This window comes from Streptomyces tailanensis (assembly GCF_008386495.1).
Lineage (GTDB): Bacteria > Actinomycetota > Actinomycetes > Streptomycetales > Streptomycetaceae > Streptomyces > Streptomyces tailanensis.
Genome location: NZ_VTHJ01000031.1, coordinates 1 through 17,229, shown reverse-complemented (window position 1 = coordinate 17,229; position 17,229 = coordinate 1). Strand labels below are relative to the sequence as shown.

General features: G+C 69.2%; 15 protein-coding genes. 4 read left to right on the top strand and 11 right to left on the bottom strand.

Annotation, left to right across the window (positions count from 1 at the left end; all coding sequences use genetic code 11):
- Positions 1 to 57 precede the first annotated feature (57 nt).
- The 10 genes from F3T56_RS24250 to F3T56_RS24205 all read right to left on the bottom strand — a co-directional run bounded on the left by F3T56_RS24250 (position 58) and on the right by F3T56_RS24205 (position 12,801).
- Positions 58 to 1,845, bottom strand: coding sequence for a DUF4012 domain-containing protein (locus F3T56_RS24250; protein ID WP_172639110.1), 1,788 nt, complete (start codon positions 1,843 to 1,845; stop codon positions 58 to 60).
- Positions 1,846 to 1,989: 144 nt separating this feature from the next.
- Positions 1,990 to 2,487 (bottom strand): hypothetical protein, encoded by a 498-nt coding sequence (locus tag F3T56_RS24245; protein WP_149827495.1) that lies wholly within the window; start codon positions 2,485 to 2,487, stop codon positions 1,990 to 1,992.
- A complete protein-coding gene (locus F3T56_RS24240; protein WP_149827494.1) occupies positions 2,484 to 3,989 on the bottom strand; it encodes a tyrosine-protein kinase domain-containing protein in 1,506 nt (501 codons plus the stop codon). Before F3T56_RS24240 ends, F3T56_RS24245 begins: the two co-directional genes overlap by 4 nt.
- Positions 3,986 to 5,224, bottom strand: coding sequence for a glycosyltransferase family 4 protein (locus tag F3T56_RS24235; protein WP_172639109.1), 1,239 nt, complete (start codon positions 5,222 to 5,224; stop codon positions 3,986 to 3,988). The genes F3T56_RS24240 and F3T56_RS24235 overlap by 4 nt, the downstream gene beginning before the upstream one ends.
- Positions 5,212 to 6,180 carry a glycosyltransferase family 2 protein gene (locus F3T56_RS24230; RefSeq protein WP_172639108.1) on the bottom strand — a complete coding sequence of 323 codons (969 nt, stop codon included), beginning with the start codon at positions 6,178 to 6,180 and terminating at the stop codon, positions 5,212 to 5,214. The genes F3T56_RS24235 and F3T56_RS24230 overlap by 13 nt, the downstream gene beginning before the upstream one ends.
- On the bottom strand, positions 6,168 to 7,466 hold the full coding sequence (locus F3T56_RS24225; RefSeq protein WP_149827491.1) for an O-antigen ligase family protein: 1,299 nt from the start codon (positions 7,464 to 7,466) through the stop codon (positions 6,168 to 6,170). Before F3T56_RS24225 ends, F3T56_RS24230 begins: the two co-directional genes overlap by 13 nt.
- On the bottom strand, positions 7,463 to 9,490 hold the full coding sequence (locus F3T56_RS24220) for a glycosyltransferase (RefSeq protein ID WP_149827490.1): 2,028 nt from the start codon (positions 9,488 to 9,490) through the stop codon (positions 7,463 to 7,465). Before F3T56_RS24220 ends, F3T56_RS24225 begins: the two co-directional genes overlap by 4 nt.
- Positions 9,487 to 10,344 carry a class I SAM-dependent methyltransferase gene (locus F3T56_RS24215; protein ID WP_149827489.1) on the bottom strand — a complete coding sequence of 286 codons (858 nt, stop codon included), beginning with the start codon at positions 10,342 to 10,344 and terminating at the stop codon, positions 9,487 to 9,489. The genes F3T56_RS24220 and F3T56_RS24215 overlap by 4 nt, the downstream gene beginning before the upstream one ends.
- Positions 10,341 to 11,915 carry a lipopolysaccharide biosynthesis protein gene (locus tag F3T56_RS24210; protein WP_149827488.1) on the bottom strand — a complete coding sequence of 525 codons (1,575 nt, stop codon included), beginning with the start codon at positions 11,913 to 11,915 and terminating at the stop codon, positions 10,341 to 10,343. Before F3T56_RS24210 ends, F3T56_RS24215 begins: the two co-directional genes overlap by 4 nt.
- Positions 11,908 to 12,801 carry a sugar transferase gene (locus F3T56_RS24205; protein WP_149827487.1) on the bottom strand — a complete coding sequence of 298 codons (894 nt, stop codon included), beginning with the start codon at positions 12,799 to 12,801 and terminating at the stop codon, positions 11,908 to 11,910. Before F3T56_RS24205 ends, F3T56_RS24210 begins: the two co-directional genes overlap by 8 nt.
- Positions 12,802 to 14,525: 1,724 nt before the next feature.
- On the opposite strand from F3T56_RS24205, the gene F3T56_RS24200 reads away from it, so the two are divergent.
- A complete protein-coding gene (locus F3T56_RS24200; RefSeq protein WP_149827486.1) occupies positions 14,526 to 14,867 on the top strand; it encodes a hypothetical protein in 342 nt (113 codons plus the stop codon).
- A gap of 21 nt (positions 14,868 to 14,888) precedes the next feature.
- On the opposite strand, the gene F3T56_RS24195 is transcribed toward F3T56_RS24200, so the two are convergent.
- A complete protein-coding gene (locus F3T56_RS24195; RefSeq protein WP_149827485.1) occupies positions 14,889 to 15,533 on the bottom strand; it encodes a right-handed parallel beta-helix repeat-containing protein in 645 nt (214 codons plus the stop codon).
- A 340-nt stretch (positions 15,534 to 15,873) separates the two neighbouring features.
- Between F3T56_RS24195 and F3T56_RS24190 the strand changes: the two genes are divergently transcribed.
- The 3 genes from F3T56_RS24190 to F3T56_RS24180 all read left to right on the top strand — a co-directional run bounded on the left by F3T56_RS24190 (position 15,874) and on the right by F3T56_RS24180 (position 17,177).
- Entirely contained in the window at positions 15,874 to 16,218 is a 345-nt protein-coding gene (locus F3T56_RS24190) for a hypothetical protein (protein ID WP_149827484.1), read from the top strand.
- A gap of 173 nt (positions 16,219 to 16,391) precedes the next feature.
- Entirely contained in the window at positions 16,392 to 16,652 is a 261-nt protein-coding gene (locus F3T56_RS24185) for a hypothetical protein (protein ID WP_149827483.1), read from the top strand.
- Positions 16,653 to 16,892: 240 nt separating this feature from the next.
- Positions 16,893 to 17,177, top strand: a complete 285-nt coding sequence (locus F3T56_RS24180; protein WP_342786979.1) for a hypothetical protein — start codon at positions 16,893 to 16,895, stop codon at positions 17,175 to 17,177.
- The last annotated feature ends 52 nt before the right edge of the window (positions 17,178 to 17,229 follow it).

Sequence of the window (17,229 nt, the reverse complement as noted above, 5' to 3'; positions counted from 1 at the left end):
AATCCTTCTGGTCGTGCGTGGCGGGAATGTCGCCGGTGGGGAGACGGCGGCGTGCTGTCAGCGGTCTGCGCAGGGTTTTCCGGACACCGTGGTGGTCTGTGGGAGGGCCAGGGGTTGCACCCGTGTGAGCGGAGGCGCGGTGCCGGCCGGTTCGACGAGGCGGATGTCGAGGACGTGGGTCTGTCCTGGCTGGATCTCCAGGACGGTGGAGAAGACGGTGTGTTTTCGCTCCCGGTCGACCGACATCAGCAGTTGCCTGCCGTTGAGGGTCGCTTCCGCCAACTCGGCGCCCTGAGTGGTGTAGAGGGACGTCCACAGCAGGTTGGAGCCGTGGACGTGGGTGCGCTGGGGATCGTCACCGCGGTAGACGACGTAGTCCGGCAGCCCGGTGCGCGGGGCGGAGTTGGTGAGGCGGATGCGTACGGTGCTCTTCCGGATGCCGTTGCGGCAGGGACCGAGCCGGTAGTCCAGTCGGCGGTGCAGGTAGTAGTCGAGCTTGCTGGCCGCCGCATTGTTGACGACGAGGTGTGCGTAGGGGGCCGACGTGTCCGGCAGGACGCCGCCGAGGGCGGTGTCGGCCAGCAGCCGCTGCTCGCCCGGATGGCGGCTCCACACGAGCAGGCGACCGTCCGTGGCCATGGTGGACAGGGCCTTGAACATTCCGGGGGCGTGCAGCCGCCTGCGGGTCAGGGATTCGGCCACGGAGTCCGCGATCCGGGTGAGCGCCTTCTTGCGGGCCTTGGTGTCGGGGTAGTCGGTGTAGAGGTCCCGTTCGGTCAGGGCGACCGCGTTGGCGGCTGTGAGCCGTCGGCCGTCGGAAAGGGAGACGGGTCCCGTGACGTTGAGCAGATGGGCGAGACCGACCGGATCGGTGGCGATGGCACCGTCAAGACGGATGCCGGTGCGCTCCTGCCACATCCTGGTCCAGATGCGGGCGGCGTAGGGGTAGTGGGGGGAGAGGTTGGAGTTGGCGAGCAGTTGGGTGCTTTGTGCGTCGGTGTAGCGGCGGTCGAAGTCCGGGCCCAGCTCGATGACGGGTTTCGGGGCGTTCGGCAGGGCGTTGTTGGGTGAGAATTGCTCGAACCGCAGACGCCCGTGGTCGGCGGCCAGGATGGCGAAGGCGCCGACCAGGCCGCCGGTACCGCGTGCTTCGGCGTTGGTCTGCAGGGCGAGGAAGTAGCGGCGAGGGCCGTCGCCACCCAGCATGGGCGGCAGCAGGCGGGCGGCCGTGGCTGCCGTCCCCACAGCGTCGGTGAGTCGACTTGTCTGCTGGAGCAGGTCGGCCCTGGCCCGGTCGAGACGGTCGATGCCGCTGTGCTTCGGCAGGGCCGTCAACTGAGCCTGAACGCGGGTCAGTTTCTGGTCTGCGTCGGTCAGCGGGCCGGCCGCGGTGGCCAGGGCGGCGAGATCGACGCCGTTGCCGGATACCAGCGTCCCGGCGGGCCGCAGGGTCGTTGCGGCGCGGGTGAGTTCCGGCAGCACCTCATGGGCGATCGTGTCGGCGGCGGCCGCGATGCCGCGTGCGGAGCGCGCGGCGCGGTCGGTCGGCGGCAGCCGCGCCGCCAGCCACCAGGCGATGCCCGACGTGGAACTGCGGGCGGCAGCCGTGTGACGTCGGATCTCGGCGAGTTGGCTGTCAGGGCGCTCGGCGTGGCCGTCCTGGAGGTCGGCGTGCAGTCGGTCGACGGCGCGACGCGCCGCCTCGAGGTCCGCTTGGGCCGAGAACCCGGTGACGACGAGCCAGCCGGCGAAGGCCGTGATCAGCAGCGTGCCCGCGCCCCCGGTCAACAGACGGCGCCGTCGTCGTCGCTTCGGCAGGTGCTCGGGGCGTGGTTGGTCCGTCATCCGTGATTCCTCCTCGACGACAGCGATACAGCGATACAGCGATACGGCGAGGTTGCGAGGCCGGCACCGCGTCCTCGGTCGGGACAGCGGCACCGGCCGGTGCGGCCACGACGTCGGCATCACATGGATGCCGGTCGGCCGCGGCTAGAACGTCACCCGGATCTCGACGCTCAGTGTCATCGGGCTCCCTGTTGAGCCTGTCCCGCTCAGGGAGATGGTGTGTCGCCCGATGGGTGTGTCCTCCGGGATCGTGACGGTCTCGGTGACGACTCCGCTGGAGTCGGCGACGGCCGTCTCGAGGATCGTGTTGTCGAGCCTGATGGTGACTACGGAGAACGGCATGAAGCAGTTGCCCGAGACGGTGAGATCATCGCCCCCGGACACCACGGTGCGGTTCACCGTCGCCGCGCATCCGGGGGGCGGATAGGGCTGGGCGGGCAGCGCCACGGCGAGGGGAGCGCGGTCGGCCGCTGCCTGGGCGGGTGCGGCGGTCGGCAGGAGGCCGGCGAGGGCCATGGCCGCCGCTGCGGCGATCGACACCGGCAGACGGAGGTTGCCCGGCCCGGGCTTGGTGTGCGCCGCCGTGCGGGGCAGCGGATCGGCGCCGTCCGCGCGGGTGCGGATGGCTCGTTGACTGGTCATGACTTCTTCCCTTTCATTGCTGTGGTGTTCATCCGGCGGGAGTGGTCCGCAGCAGTCGGCGTGAAGGCCTGGTGCGCGGCCCTGGCCCTGCCGAGGTTCTGGGGTGTTCTGGCAGGGGGCAGGCGGTCGCCGGACGAGTCCGGCGGTTCGGGGAGGGGCGTGGGAGGCCTGCGGTCGCGTCGCCGGTCTTCGGGGGTGTCCGTGACGATGAGGCCCGCGATGGGCGTGTCGATGCGCTGGAGCAGCTGCAGGACGCGCCCCGCGTCGCGCCCGCTGGTGTGTCCGGCCCGTGCGACGAGGATGACGACGTCGCACTGGCGGGCGAGGGCGGCGAAGTCCGGGCTGCCGAGCACCGGAGGCGCGTTGACGAGCACCATGTCGTTGCGGTCGGCGACGTCGTCCAGGAAACGGGTGAAGTTCTGGCTGCGCAGCAGTGCGGCACTGTTCTGCGGGTTGGTCGTCTGCGCGGGGATCACGCACAGCCGCGGGTGTGTGATCAGTGGGTGATGGACGGGGGCGGAATCCCTGCCGAGCATGTCCTGCAGGGTGTGCTCCCGGACCTCGGGGAAGTGGCGGGCCAGTGTGGGGCTGTGCAACTGCCCCTCGACCAAGGTGACTTGTTCGTGCTGTTCGGCCAGCCCGAGAGCCAGCAGGGTGGCCACCATGGTCTTGCCGTCGTCATCGCGCACGCTGGTGATCAGCACGCGCTTGCAGCGGGTGGGCGGGGAGACCGCGGCCAGCGCCCCGATCGCGGTGCGTGTCGCGGCGCGGAAGTCGGCATGGTCGTAGACCATGCGTGCCCCGCGGCGCTTGAGGCGGGACGACAGCCTCGGGACGACGGCCAGCGTGAGCGTTCCCAGTTCGGATTCCATCTCGCCGGGCGAGTACAGGCGGTCGTCGCGGTTCTCGCGGAAGGAGACCAGGCCGAAACCGGAGATCAGACCGAGCAGCCCGCCCACTGCCGCGTTCAGCAGGGGCTGGGGCTGTACCGGTTGTCGAGGGGGTGCGGCCCGGTCGAGCTGACGCCCCTTCACTCTCAGGAGAGTCTCGCCACTGAGCGGCCTGCGGGTCAGCTGCGTCTCCAGGGTGCGTGCCAGGGCATTTGCGATGGCCGAGGCGCGCTTCGGAGTGCCGGCCTTGGCCGTGAGGGTGATGATCTGGACGTTGGGCTGTGCGTCCGCGTCGATGCTGTCGGTCACGAGGTCTGCCGGGAGGCCGGCCTCAGCGGCGGTGGCAAGGGCCACGGTGTTGGACTTGGCCAGGCGGACCACCGTGGGCATCAGGCTTTGGGTGGCGCTCTGCAGCATTGCCTGGTCGACGCGTGACGGGGCGGTACGCGTGGCGGTGCCGGTGACCAGAACCGATGCCTGGGCCTGGTATGTCGGTGGGGTCAGTGCCGTCACCAGGCCGGCCCCGCCCACGCCCACGCCGAGCATCAGCAGCGGGACGGCCACGCGGAATCCGGTGGCTCGCGGGCTCAAGGAGAAGGACAGCGGCTTCACCGGGTCTCCTCCTTGCCGCGGTCCGACCCGGCGGCGGACGGCGTAGGGCGGCCAGGAGGCGACGACGGGCGAGGCGAGGGCGCGCGCAGCCGGTGGACGGGCGCGATGAGTCCCCGCCAGGTGCGGCACAGGGTGTCGGCGATGACCTGCCAGCCGAATTCCTCGCAGGCGCGGGAGCGTCCCGCTGTTCCGAGCCGCTGCGCGAGGCCGGGCTCGTTCCGAAGCCGCTTGAGACAGTCGGCGAACGCGGCGACGTCACCGGTGGGGAAGACCAGGCCGCTCGCTCCGACGACGTGGGGGATGTCCCCGGTGTCGCTGCCGACGACGGGGATGCCGCAGGCCATCGCCTCGACCAGGACCCGGCCGAACTGCTCCCGCAGGGGGATGCCGATCCACGGGACGAGGTTTCGCTGCGTCACCGGGAGTGAGGGCAGGGCAAGTACGTCCGCACGGGCCAGGATCGAGGGAAGCTCCGAGTGATCGACCCACTTCCTCAGCTCGACACGGCCTCGGCGGTCGGTCGCGGCCTTCTCCACCAGGCCGCGCAGGCTGCCGTCGCCGACCACCAGCGCGTCGCAGTCCGCCAGTTCCGCCGCACGCAGCAGGTCGCTGATGCCTTTGTGTGGTTCGAGCCGGCCGACGAACGCCACCGTGAAGGAGCGCCGCGGACGCACGCTCATCGGGTGGAACCGTTCGGTGTCGACTCCCAGGGGCACGATCGTGACCGGCCCCCGGTAGCCCTTGTCGCGCAGCACCTGGCGTGCGGACGGGGTGATCGGAAGGGCGTGGCTGACTGCCCGGTAGGCGCGGCGCTCGAGGAGCGGGAAGGGGAACGGGAAACGGATGACGACGTTCTGGGCGGCGTACAGGGTGAGCGGTACCTCGGGCCAGTACCGGTTGCGCAGCCGGACTGCCTGCTGGGTGGACAGATATGCGGCCTCCCCGATGACGTGCACGACGTCGGGCCGCTCGTCGCGCACCATCCTGCCGCTGCCCGGCCGGAACATCACGGACGCCATGTGGCCCGTGCGGCCCTCTGCCATCAGGTGGGGAGCGAGACGGTAGCGGAAACGCGCCTGATGGCGGGCGAGGCCTTCAAGCCCCTGCACGGTGAGTGGGGAGACGTCGGAGGCGTACACGGTGAGCTGCTCCACGTCCGGCCGGTCGGTGAGCGCCGTGAACAGGTCGATCCAGTGCTCGGTCCGCTGGCCGACCGCCGTGATCAGAATGCGCATGATTGCCGTCCTTGGAAAAGAGGGGTGCGAGCGGTGGCGGCGACCCGTGCGATCCGGACCCAGGCCCGGGCACGGGCGGACGCGGCGGCCGGCCGCAGTGGCGAGCGGACGAGCGCCCAGCCGACACCCAGCAGGGCTCGGAGCAGCACGGCTGTGCGGACCAGGAGGTAGCTGCCGGGGTGGTGGAGGGCGAAGTACCGCAGCATGCTGCGGTACAGGTGAGGCCATACCTGCGTCGGGTCGGCGCTGCTGCTGGCACCGCCGATGTGGGTGGCCTGAAGCGCGGGCAGGAACAGGACCTTGGCGCCGGCCTGCCGCGCCTGCCAGCACAACTCCTCGTCCTCGTAGTACATGAAGTAGCCCTCGTCGAGGCCGCCGAGCCGCTGCAGCAGGCTGGTGCGTACCGCGAGACAGGCTCCGGACAGCCAGTCGACACAGACCGGCAGACCGCCTTCACGGCAGGCGTCGTAGGCCAGCCGCCGCAGGTTCCCGCACAGCAGGCGCCGCAGCCCGACGGGCAGCAGGCTGCCGCCGAAGCGACTGGCCAGGACGGTCAGCAACGACTCGAAGGGGTGGGCGCTGATGACGCTGCGGCCGTCCGGCCCGAGGAGGCGGGGGCCGGTGACGCCGACGAGCGGTTGGGTTCGTATGGTCGTGACCAGGCCGCGAGCGGTACCGGCCGACAGGACGCAGTCGGGGTTGAGCAGCAGAACGGTGTCGGTGGTGACGCCCGCCAGGGCCTGGTTCACGGCCGCCGCGAAGCCGACGTTCACCGCATTGGCGACCAGAGTCAGGTCGGGAAAGCGCTCGGTGACCAGCGTGACGGTGTCGTCCGACGAGGCGTTGTCGACGATCCGCACCTCCGCCCCCGCCTCCCGCAAGGCCGTGAGGCAATCGGTGATGCAGGCCGCGGAGTTGTACGTGACCACGATCGCGGTGGTGTTCAGATCCTGCACGGCACCTCCCTTGGTACAGGGCGTACAGAGGAGTTCGCGGCCCGGCCGACCAGGAGTGTGACGGCGGGCAGCAGCCCCAGTTCCCAATGACCGTCAGTGGGTCCGGCGAAGGCGGCGGCGACGAGGAAACCGCAGGTCAGCGCGGCGAAGGAGACGGCTTTGTCGTCAGGTGCCGACAGTCCGGTGCGGACCGCGATCGCCAGGGGCCTGAGCAGCAGCAGACCGGTGAGCCCGAGGTTCGCCAGGATCATCACGTAGAAGACGTGGTACGCCGGTCCCACCGTGGTGACCCCGAAGTCAGGCAGGTGCACCCCTGGCGTCGACTGCCCCAGACCGGCCCCGGTCAGCGGCTGGTCGGCGAACGTGCCGAGGCCCACCGACGCTTCGGGCAGCCGGTAGCCGGAGGATTCCTCAAGGGCTTCAGCGGTCGCCAGGGCCCGGGTCCGCAACGCCGGGCTGAGGACGACGACCAGGGGGATCGCCACGGCACCGATGGCCCCGGCGGTCATGACCGTGCGCCTGACCCGTGCGGTGCCCCGCAGCGCGAGGACGAGGAGGGCGACCCCGGTCGCCAGCCAGATCGCCCGGTAGGAGGCGAGCACGACATCGAGGGCGGTGACCGCGATCAGCAGGGCGAGCCCGCCCCGCTTCCAGCCGCCGACGCGGCTTGCTGCCACCAGGAGCGGGGGGAGCGCCAGCGCCGCGAGCAGTCCTCCGTGCCGGTCGGGCTCCATCAGCTGGACCACGGTCAGCCCGATGGCACCAGCGAGGTACCACGCCGCGGCCTTGGCCAGATCCCGGGGGGTGGGCAGGGTGAAGGTGGTGAGGAAGAAGTAGGCGGGGATGACGGCGAACTCGTAGGCGGCCACCAGGACCGCGTGGGGAGCGTTGCCACGGGCCAGTCCGTAGGCCGCGGCGACGAGCAGGAACAAGACCGTGACCAGCATGGCGCCGTCGGCCGCGGTGCGCTGCGGCTGTCGGTCCTCGGCGCGTACGAAGACGCGCCGGGTCAGCAACGCCAGGCAGCCGATGGCCAGAATGCCCGCGTGCAGGGCGATGACGACGCTGACGCGGCCGCCCGCGAGATACCCGGCGACCACCGTGCCGCCCACGATTCCGATGGGGAGGATGGAATACGGCCACAGCAGGAAGGTCAGGAAGCAGATCAGCGCACCGGCGCAGAGGGCGCCCAGGTCGCCGGGGAGCATGCCGAGCGCCATGGCACCCGCGGCGCCCGAAGCCACCGCGATCGTGCCGGCCACGAGACTTGCGAAGAGCGGTTTCATCGCGGATCGGCCCTCCCCACCCCGGCGAGCAGCGTGCGTACCGTCTCGCCTTGCGCCGTCCAGCTGTTGGCCACCGCCGCGGCCCTGCGCGCCGCTCGCGCACGGGGGCACCGGGCGGCGCGCAGCGCCTGTTCGACGGCCGCGACGAACCCGTCGGCGTCCGTGGCGAGGCGGACAAGATCCGGGCCGAGACGGGACAGCGCGGGCAGTGGCGTGGCGACCACCGGCTTCTCCAGTGCCAGGTAGTCGTAGAGCTTCTTCGGCTGGACGTAGTCGATGAGCCCGCCGACGCGGTAGGGCACCAGGCACACGTCGCATCCCCGCAGGAACGCCGGGACCTCCTCCAGCGGGAGCTGACCGCACCGGTGCACATTGGGCAGCCCGCGCAGAGCGGCCCGGCCGGCCCTGGTCGATGCCCCCGCCAGCACGAAGGTCCAGTCGGGACGGCGCCGGGCGACGGCCGCGAAGAGCTCGCCGTCGAAGGCGCGGGTATCGATCACTCCGACGTAGCCGAGCCGTGGACCCGCAAGACGGTTCACCCAGTCGGCGACCGGGCCCTGTGCGGTGAACAGTTCCGGGTCGCAGCCGTTCGGCACCACGACGGGCGGGCGCCGCGCGGAGGGCAGCCGCTCGGGCAGCGCGGGGGAAGAGGCGATGACCAGGTCGGCGACGTCGGCTGCGGTCCGGGCGGCACTGCGCAGGTGCCACCGGTTCCAGCGGCGGGTGAACGTCCAGTCCAGATCGGCTACGTCGTACACCACGGCCTTCTCGCCGAGCCTGCCGACTGCGGGCACCGCGAGGTCCTCGTCGAGCCACACCGTTCTGGCAGCCGGGCGCTCATCCAGCCATCGGCGGATCAGCCGGCCCGCCACCCGGCGATTGAGGTGGTTGATCGCGGGCACCTGGCGGCCGAACGGCAGCACGCCGGGCGGGGTCACCCGCCACAGGGACGGTGCGACCGCCTGTACCGAGAAGCGCCAGCGCGGACGCTGTCCGGGCGGTTCGACGAAGAGCACCCGGTAGTGGGCGGCGAGCTGGCGGGCGAGCGCGTGCTGGCGCTGGCAGCCAACGGGCCAGCCAACGGCGCTGAGCATGACGACCCACTCGCGGGGATCCCCGTCGGGGAGCGGGCCGGTGTCACCGGCCAGGGCCGCGCGCAGATCCCCCAGGCCCAGGTGGCCATGCAGGTGCAGTGCCCGGCGCAGCGCGCGATCGACGAAGACCAACGCGCGGAAGAGCTTCATGCGTGGCGCGGACTCGGTGAGCTGGAGATAGCGGACCAGGCCGCCGAGATGGTGGCGGGAGCGGGCCGCGTGGCTCAGCAGGCGGGTGGAAGCCCCCAGGGTGTGGGTGACCACGGCATCAGGTGTCATCCACAGCTGGTGGCCGGCGTCGTTCAGCCTGCGGGCCAGCCATACGTCGTTGAAGTAGACGGGCAGCCGCTCGTCGAAGACCCTGTGTGGGCCGAGGACCCTCCGCCGCAGCAACAGGCAACTGGCCGAGGGCTGTTCCACGGGGCGGGGGCGGGAGAAGTCCTCGCCGTCCATCAGGTATCGGCGCATCGCCGCTCGGAATCCCGGGAGCTTGCGCAGTCCGGTGGCCAGCGCGAGTGCGCCGGCGAAGGTCGGCAGTCGCATGTAGTGCTGCTGGACCATGCCGTCGGGGCCGAGGTAGAGCGGGGCCACACCGGCAGCCTCGGGCCGGTCGCGCAAGAAGTGGACGAGTGAGCGCAGCGTGTCGGGCTCCAGCCGTACATCGCTGTTGAGCAGCAGGAGCAGCTCGCCGGACGCACACGTGTACGCCTGGTTCACCGCGGCGGCGAAGCCACGGTTCTCGCCGTTGCGGATGAGCAGGATGTCGTCGCGGCCGGCGAGCATCTCGGCCGAACCGTCCAGGGAACCGTTGTCCACCACGATCACCTCGATGCCGACGCCTTCGACCGCACGCACGGAGTCCAGGCAGCGCCGTGTCTCGGCAAGCGTGTTCCAGCTCACGATCAGAACGGAGACCTCGACACGCGTCATGACGGCTGCCCCCCGTCCGAGCGTCGGGCCAGGACACGCAGGTAGTCCCCGATCTCGGGCTGGACCGTGTGGAGCGAGCCGCACTCCATCCAGTCCGCCGCGATCCTGGACATGGCCGACGGCCTGATCCGTTGACGGAGCCTCATGTAGTGGCGTGGCAGCACGGTGTCGCAGCGGTGAACGGCGAATCCGCACGTTGTCAGCAGCATCTGCAGAGAACGGCGGTCGAAGTGCCAGTGGTGGTACTCCGGTTGGAGACCGTGCCAGGACCGGCCCTGGCGCCGGGCCGCGGCCGAGGCCACGTTCGGCACTTCGAGTGCCAGCCAGCCACCGGGGACCAGGGCCGACCTGGCCTTGTCCAGGAACCGGCGGGGATCGTCCACGTGCTCCAGGACGTGGAAGGCACACACCGCCTCCACGCGCGTGCCCAGTTGAGCGGTCTCGAACCCGCCATGCCTGACCATCAGCCCGAGCGAGGTCTCGGCGAAGCGTACGCACGCCTCGGACGGCTCCACCCCGGTGACCACGATGCCGGCCGCCCGCGCGGCTTCCAGGAAGAACCCGCCCGCCGACCCGGCTTCGAGGAGGGTCGCCGGACGCGTGGCCGACAGCAGCCAGCGAAGCCGTCGCCGCGCTTCATGACGCCACTGCGCCGTATGGCGGAAGTAGTCGTGGTAGCCGCCGGAGGCGAAGTAGTCAGAGGTGTACAGCTGTCCGGTCGGTGTCGGGCCGCGCGTGGCGGTCCACTTGAAGGTGCAGTTGCTGCACTGGCGCAGACAGCCGTCGAAGAGGAGCGCACGCCCCGGTGCGTTGTCGCACACCAGGCAGGTCTCCGGCGCTGATGTCAAGGTCATGTCATCCTCCGGTCGGAACTCGTCGCCTTACGACGGTGGGGCAGCAGCCACTGCGCCGCGGTGCGCAGCCGATCCCGGTCGGCCCGGTCGAAGAAGCCCAGGGCGGCCAGTGCCCCGACCGTGATCACCAGGGCCGTTCCGCTCCGGCTCGCCACGGCCAGCGCGGCTCCCGGTCGTCCGGGTCCCTCGGGAAGGACGGGGACAGCTGCCCACGTCAGGGCCACGGCGACGGCAGCGGCGAGGGCGGGAACCCCTACGGCCCGCACCAACGGCATGAAGGGGCGCCGGGAGTCGCGGTGGAAATGCACGAAGAAGTAGACGGTGGCTGCCGATGCCGCCACCGCGGTGGACAGCGGCACCCCCACCGGCCCGAGCCATCGCAGCAGAGGCACCGTCAGCGCGAGGTTCAGTACGGCGGCCAGCAGCGCGTACCGGGTTTCCCGGCCCGGCCGCCCTTCCGACCGGGTCACCACGGCGGCAGCTCCGCTGGTGATGTTGACCGCGCATCCGAGTCCGAGGATCACGATGGTGGCGGAGGCCAGCGGGACGTCCTCGCCGAGCCACAGCCGGACCAGCGGTTCCGCGGACACCACCAGCATCGCCGTAGCCATGGCCACATAGGCGGACAGGTAACGGGTCATCACGATGTACAGCCGGTCCAGGCGTTCCCTCGTCTCACCGCAGGCCGCGGTGACTGCGGCCGGAAACAGGGTGGTGAGCACGGACCACGGCGGCAGGCGCAACACGTTCACCAGGCGGCTGCCCACATCGAAGCCGGCCACGGCCACCGGGGAGCTGAAGGCCGCGAGGACCAGCCGGTCACTCTCGTTGTTGATCACGGCGGCCGCGTTGGACACCTGGATCCGCGACCCGTAGCCGGCCACCGCCGAGATGTCGGTACGGCGCATGCCCCGGAGCGTCGGCTTCAGCGCGGGAGCGTGGCGGCGAGCGGCAGCCGTCAGCACCAGAGCCCGGATCCCGCTGGTGGCGGCGCTGCACGCGGCCAGCGTCATCAGCCCACCGCCGCGCGCGGCCACGATCATGGCCGCCGCCGCCCCGCAGGCGACAGTACCGCCCGTCACCTGCGCCACCACGGCGTACCGCTGGGCCCCCTCCAGTACGGCCCGCCACGGCGTACCAAGACCGTCCAGAACCAGACCCACCAGGAGAAGCAACAGCGCGCCGCGTGCCTGTGCGGACAGCTCACCCAGGTCGAACCAGTCGGCCAGCCACGGCCAGTACACAAGCGTGACCGTCATGAGAAGAACTCCGAGACCGGCTGTCCATACCAGACCCATGCCCAGCACCATGCGTGCGCGCCGGTGACATCCCTCGCTCAGCGCCCGGGCCACCTCCCGGACCTGGGCGGAGCCCAGACCCATGTCCATGAGGGCGGCGACCGCCATGGCCCCGTTCAGTGCGACCCACACACCGAACCGGCGTGGCCCCAGGCATTCGTAGAGCACCGGCACGGATGCCACGCTCGCCAGCGCGGTGGCCGCGCCTGCCGCGCATACGCTGATCCCGTTGCGGGCCAGCCGTCCCGTCACAGCGTCCGCGGTGCTAACCATGAGGAAACCCCCGCAGCAGGTCCTTGACCGTCTGGATCAGCAGCCGGGCATCGAAGAACAGTGAGCGGCAGCTCACATACAGCAGGTCACAGCGCAGTTTCTCCGGAACGGTCGCCTGGTAGCCGTCCGTGAGCTGCGCGATGCCGGTCAGCCCGGGCCGGATCAGATGGCGCAGGTCGTAGCAGTGAAGTTGGCGGACGAAGTCCTCGACGAATTCCGGCCGCTCGGGGCGCGGACCGACCAGACTCATGTCGCCGCGCAGGATGTTCCACAGTTGCGGCAGTTCATCCAGCCGAGTTCGCCTGAGGACGCGGCCGACCGGGGTCACGCGCTTGTCATCGACCGCAGCCAGGACGGGGCCGGTGTCGCGCTCCGCATCGACTCGCATGGTGCGGAACTTGACGACGCGGATGATGCGCCGGTTCCGCCCCACACGGTCCTGTAGGTAGAAGGGGGGACCGTCCCAGCACACCGTCAGACCGATGAGCAGCATCACCGGCATCCAGAGCGGAGCACTGAGCACGATCAGTAGCAGATCCATCGCCCGTTTCGCCGAGGCGCCCGCACGACCACGCACCGGCCAGCGCAGGCGCAGCCAGGCAAGTCCACCGAACCGCCGGAGCCGTACCGAGCCGAGGAGCCCGTAAGTGGGGCGTGCCAGCAGGAGAACTTCGACACGGTGGGCCGTGCAAAGAGACATCAGGCGCGCGTCCAGGTTCTCCAGGGAGGACTTGAGGAACAGCAGCCTGGGCCGATGCAGGGTCAGGGCGGCGTCGATCTCATGGAAGTCATCGGATGCGGAGAGGCGTGCTACCACGTTCAGCTCTTCGTCGAGCCGGTCCTCGACGTCAGCGCACGCGCCGCCATCGAGGACAACGGCGCGCATCCTGCTGTCCGGCCGACTCGTCGTCCGGCACACCCCGTTCAGCCCGGCTGCCGAGATCTCCTTCCGGGCGCAGCCGTGGCACTGCCCGTCCGTAGCCACCGGTTTCCGCTGGTTGCCGGCGTACGGCCCACCGGACCGACCGCGGTGGACCGGAGGGCCCTGCGCGCGCTGATGTGCAAACGCCGGGCCGACGTCGTGACAGCACGATGCGCAGTGGAGTTTCTGATGACGCTCCCCCGCGAAAGGACCGACGGTGGTCGTCCTCCGCCGGACGGCAGATGCCGGCCTCAGAATGGACACAGCAATTCCCTCCTCTCATCGTGAGTGCTTCAGCCGCAATCACCTGGGCTGAGTCGAAAGCGGTGCGGTTCGCGAACAAGCCCTTGCAGACAGGGCGTTCATGGATAATGTGGTGGGCTGAGTCCTCGAGTGGCCTGGACGAGGGCGGACCAGGTCAGGCAGGTAGTGCGGACCGCACGGCGGTGAGCGTGGCGGGCCGCGGCAAAGCACTTCGCGGCATCCACCGCGTACCGCCCTCGGTGGGAGAGGGGCACCAACGTCGGGGAGTGGTCAGGCACGAGCAGCAGGTATGGCTGTCCGTGGTGGCGGCGCGAACTCGCTCCGCGTGGTCAGTGGATCAACCAGTGGATCCTGCCGTCAGGCCAGTGGCGGAGTGGTGGGGAACCGCTCCGTTCCCCCGGCAACCGACGACTCTTCGACAATGCATCACTGGTCATCACGACGTACCCTTCCCGATCGGGGTCACCTGATCTGGATGGGGACAGCCAGAGAGCCCCGTAGCTCGGGACATCGACAGCGGGCAAGAAACTCTCGCCGGCTTTCAGAGAGGCCGCCCCTTCAATTTCGCCGACTCAGGAGGCAGTAACGTCATCCTGAAGTCAACGACCCCGGAGGATGGGCGGCTCGCCGGGTCTGTTGCCGATCTCATTAGCCCACGACCGTAACCGGGGGACAATGGGGAACCCCGAATATCACCCATATGAGTTAATGGTGTGGGAACTCTTGCTGGGGGGCCGGATGTTTCCGCTGGTGGGTGCTGTGTCGGCTGGGCGGTCAGCGCTCTGTCGGCATAGCGAACACCGGGCCCACGAACCGGACTGAAAGACGTCGGCTGCCTGGGATCCCAGGCAGCCGACGTACCGAACCGGCCGATCGCATCTCAGGTCGCCGGGGCGCACCAGGGGTGCGGGTCCAACACCGAGTTAACGGCGTTCGCGCGCAGGACCTTGACGACCAGCCCTGTCCGAGGCTCGTGTGCCCATCGTGACAACGCATCGCACGGTCGAGCGAGGAACGGAACGAACCGGCGTGCGGCCACCACGTTCCCCGGACAAGGGATGGGCGGCCCGCCGGTTCGGCTACGTCGAGTACCGCATATACGCCGAACATGTGACAAGAATCCGTCGCAGACGCCACACGAACGGCGCAGCGCGCAAAGAAGTCCATTCCCGTGGCGGACACGTCGATCGCACGCCCGCGCACCACCGAGGCCCTATCGCCTGCCTCAGCCAGAGCGTCGCGACGACCCCCGGTCCTCCGACGCTGTCCGGGCCGAAGTCGCCAGAGGTGAGCCAGCGGTTCCCGTACCGGTGGTGTCGTCGTGACAGTCGTGCTCAGCGTTGCTCCTGAGCGCGTTGGAGAGGATCCTGTTGCCTCCGTTGCCGCCCGCCTCGATACGGATGCCGTCCCTCGCATTGTTCCTGATGGCGTTCGACGAGATGAGGGAGTTGGTTAGCGAGTCCGGACGCACGTTGATCCCGTCGCCGCTGGTGGGGCTGGTCGAGTTGCTGATCGCGTTGGACGCGATACTGGCGTCGGTGCTCGGTCCCCCTACGCCGAGCGCCGCGCTGGACCGCACACCGCGTGCAGCACTGGTGATGGCGTTGGAGCGGATCCCCAGTCCGCTGTTGGCGTTGCCGATGAAGATTGCGGAACCGGAGTTGTTCCGGGCGACGTTCGACCGCACATCGGTGTTTGTGGAGTTGAAGATGGCCAGCGCGAACCGTCCTGCTGGGAGATGTTCCGTTCGATGTCGACGTCGTTGACGTCTCCCGGTGCCGTGCCGTTCAGTACGATCGCGGAGACGATGTTGTCGAAGAAGATGTCTGGACGATGTCCGCGTTCTCGAGGTCCTGGTCGGAGTAGATTCCGGCACCGCTGGAGGCTCCGTCTCTGTTGTTCTGGCGGATGCAGTTCTGCTGGACCGCGGAGAGTGCTGTGCCATCGGAGTCGAAGGAGACCCCGAACACGTTGTTCTGCACCGTGTTCTGCGTGACTTTGTGTCCGGAGAACGAGGCACCCGTGAGAACGCCGGGGCCGTCCGGATTGTTCTGAACTGTGAACTGCTGGAACCTGATGCCGTTCTCCAGCAGGTTGACGACGCCGCCGCCGGCGTTGCTCGCCTGGACGATCGCCTGAGTGGCAGGGTTCGGCGCGGCGGGCTGAGTACACCCGGACGGGGCACTCGGCCCCACCAGTTGCAGGTCCGCCTTGTTCGCGGTGACCACTTCGTTGTACGTCCCGGGGCAGACACGGATCGTCGCGCCCGGAAGCGCGGCGTCAACTGCCGCCTGGATGGAGGTGAAAGTCGCCGCCGGGCATTGCACACCGTCATCGTCCACCAGCAGTTCGGTCTGAGCCGCTCGGCTGGGCGTGGCGGTGAGTGCCGCAGCGGCTGCCACACACAGCGCCACAATCAACCGCTTCTTCATGCTCTTCTCCTTCGTCCACAGGAAGAACCGGCGCCCACGGCATTGCTGGGCCTGTTGGGCCGTCAACCCGCTGAGACAACGCGTGAACTGACATCCGGGAGATCCGGCTCGCCGATCCTCCTCGACCTTCGGGCGCTGGGGCACGACCGGCAACTTTCGATGCACCGTCCGGATGCTGCGCTCCTCGCGGCCACCCGGCCGGTGCCATGCCGCCCCTGTGTTGCCGGTTAGGTACACCCGTGGTCACATCTCCCCAAAAGGCGCGTAAGAGACATCTGGGCGCCGTAGTCGAGGGCCGATCGCCGCTGGCGGCGTGCCCAAGGAACACCTGGGAGGACCAATGCCCCACCGTATGCTCCGTTCGTCGGCCGCCGTGATGCTGGCTTCCGCGTCGCTACTCGTCGCCGTACCGACGCAGGCCTCCGCGCAGCAGGCGTTTCCCTGCTCAGTCGGCGTCCAGAGGTTCAGCAACGCCGTGGCCAGCACGGCCACCGTCAACATCTGGTGCGCCGAGACCCGGCCCGTCACCGCGACCATCACCGCGGACGGCGTCGAGCTCCTGACGTTCCAGCAGACCGTTCAGGCCAACGTCCAGCAGAGCGTCAGCGTCACCGTGCCCAAGCTCGCGAAGGTCTGCGCCAAGGTGACGAGCGGCAGTGAGAGCACCGAGATCTGCACTCCCTGACGGTGCGCCTCCCCGACGTCGTCCACAACAGCCTTAAAACTCGCATGAGTTGACCAATGCCATCCAATCGGATGTGTCGGAAATGAAGGGTAAGAGAGGCACGTGTTATCTTCTGTAACCAGTCGGGCACGGTCCGTAAGGAGGGTCGTGTGCGTGAGAAAAACGGAGACAGCATGCACAAGCTGAAGAGGGCTGCGGCCGTGGCGGCCATGGTCGGCGGCATCAGCCTCGTCGGTGGCGGGGTAGCCAGTGCCGGCGGCTACGACGACCCGTACCCGCACCCCGTGGTCATCGGCAACCTGCAGAACGTGGAGTGCGAGCAGGCATTCGAGGGCGACGGCACCCTTGTTGACACTGGCGGTGGAGACCTCACCGGCGACACGCAAGCGGTGCAGGGCAACTTCTGCACGGTGGCCGGGTCTATCGAGGACTGATTCAGGGCGCGCTGAGGGGTGGGTCTCGCATTTTGGGTGCGAGGTCCGCCCCTCGGTTCTTGTCGGGTTGGCTTTTCGGGGGTGTCGAGCCTTGTTGTTGCTGTCGGTCCGGTGCTTTCGGTGCCGCTAAAGCACATACGGGCAAATTGGTGATATTCATCGGGCATGTCTGGAATGGTGTATTGGCTAGGGTATGTTATCGTCTGTGATCAGTCGGGCACGGTCCGTAAGGAGGGTCGTGTGCGTGAGGAAAACGGAGACAGCATGCACAAGCTGAAGAGGGCTGCGGCCGTGGCGGCCATGGTCGGCGGCATCAGCCTCGTCGGTGGCGGGGTAGCCAGTGCCGGCGGCTACGACGACCCGTACCCGCACCCCGTGGTCATCGGCAACCTGCAGAACGTGGAGTGCGAGCAGGCATTCGAGGGCGACGGCACCCTTGTTGACACTGGCGGTGGAGCCATTACCGGCGACACGGAAGCGGTGCAGGGCAACTTCTGCACGGTGGCCGGGTCTATCGAGGACTGATTCGGGACGCCCTGAGGGGTGGGTCTCGCATTTTGGGTGCGAGGTCCGCCCC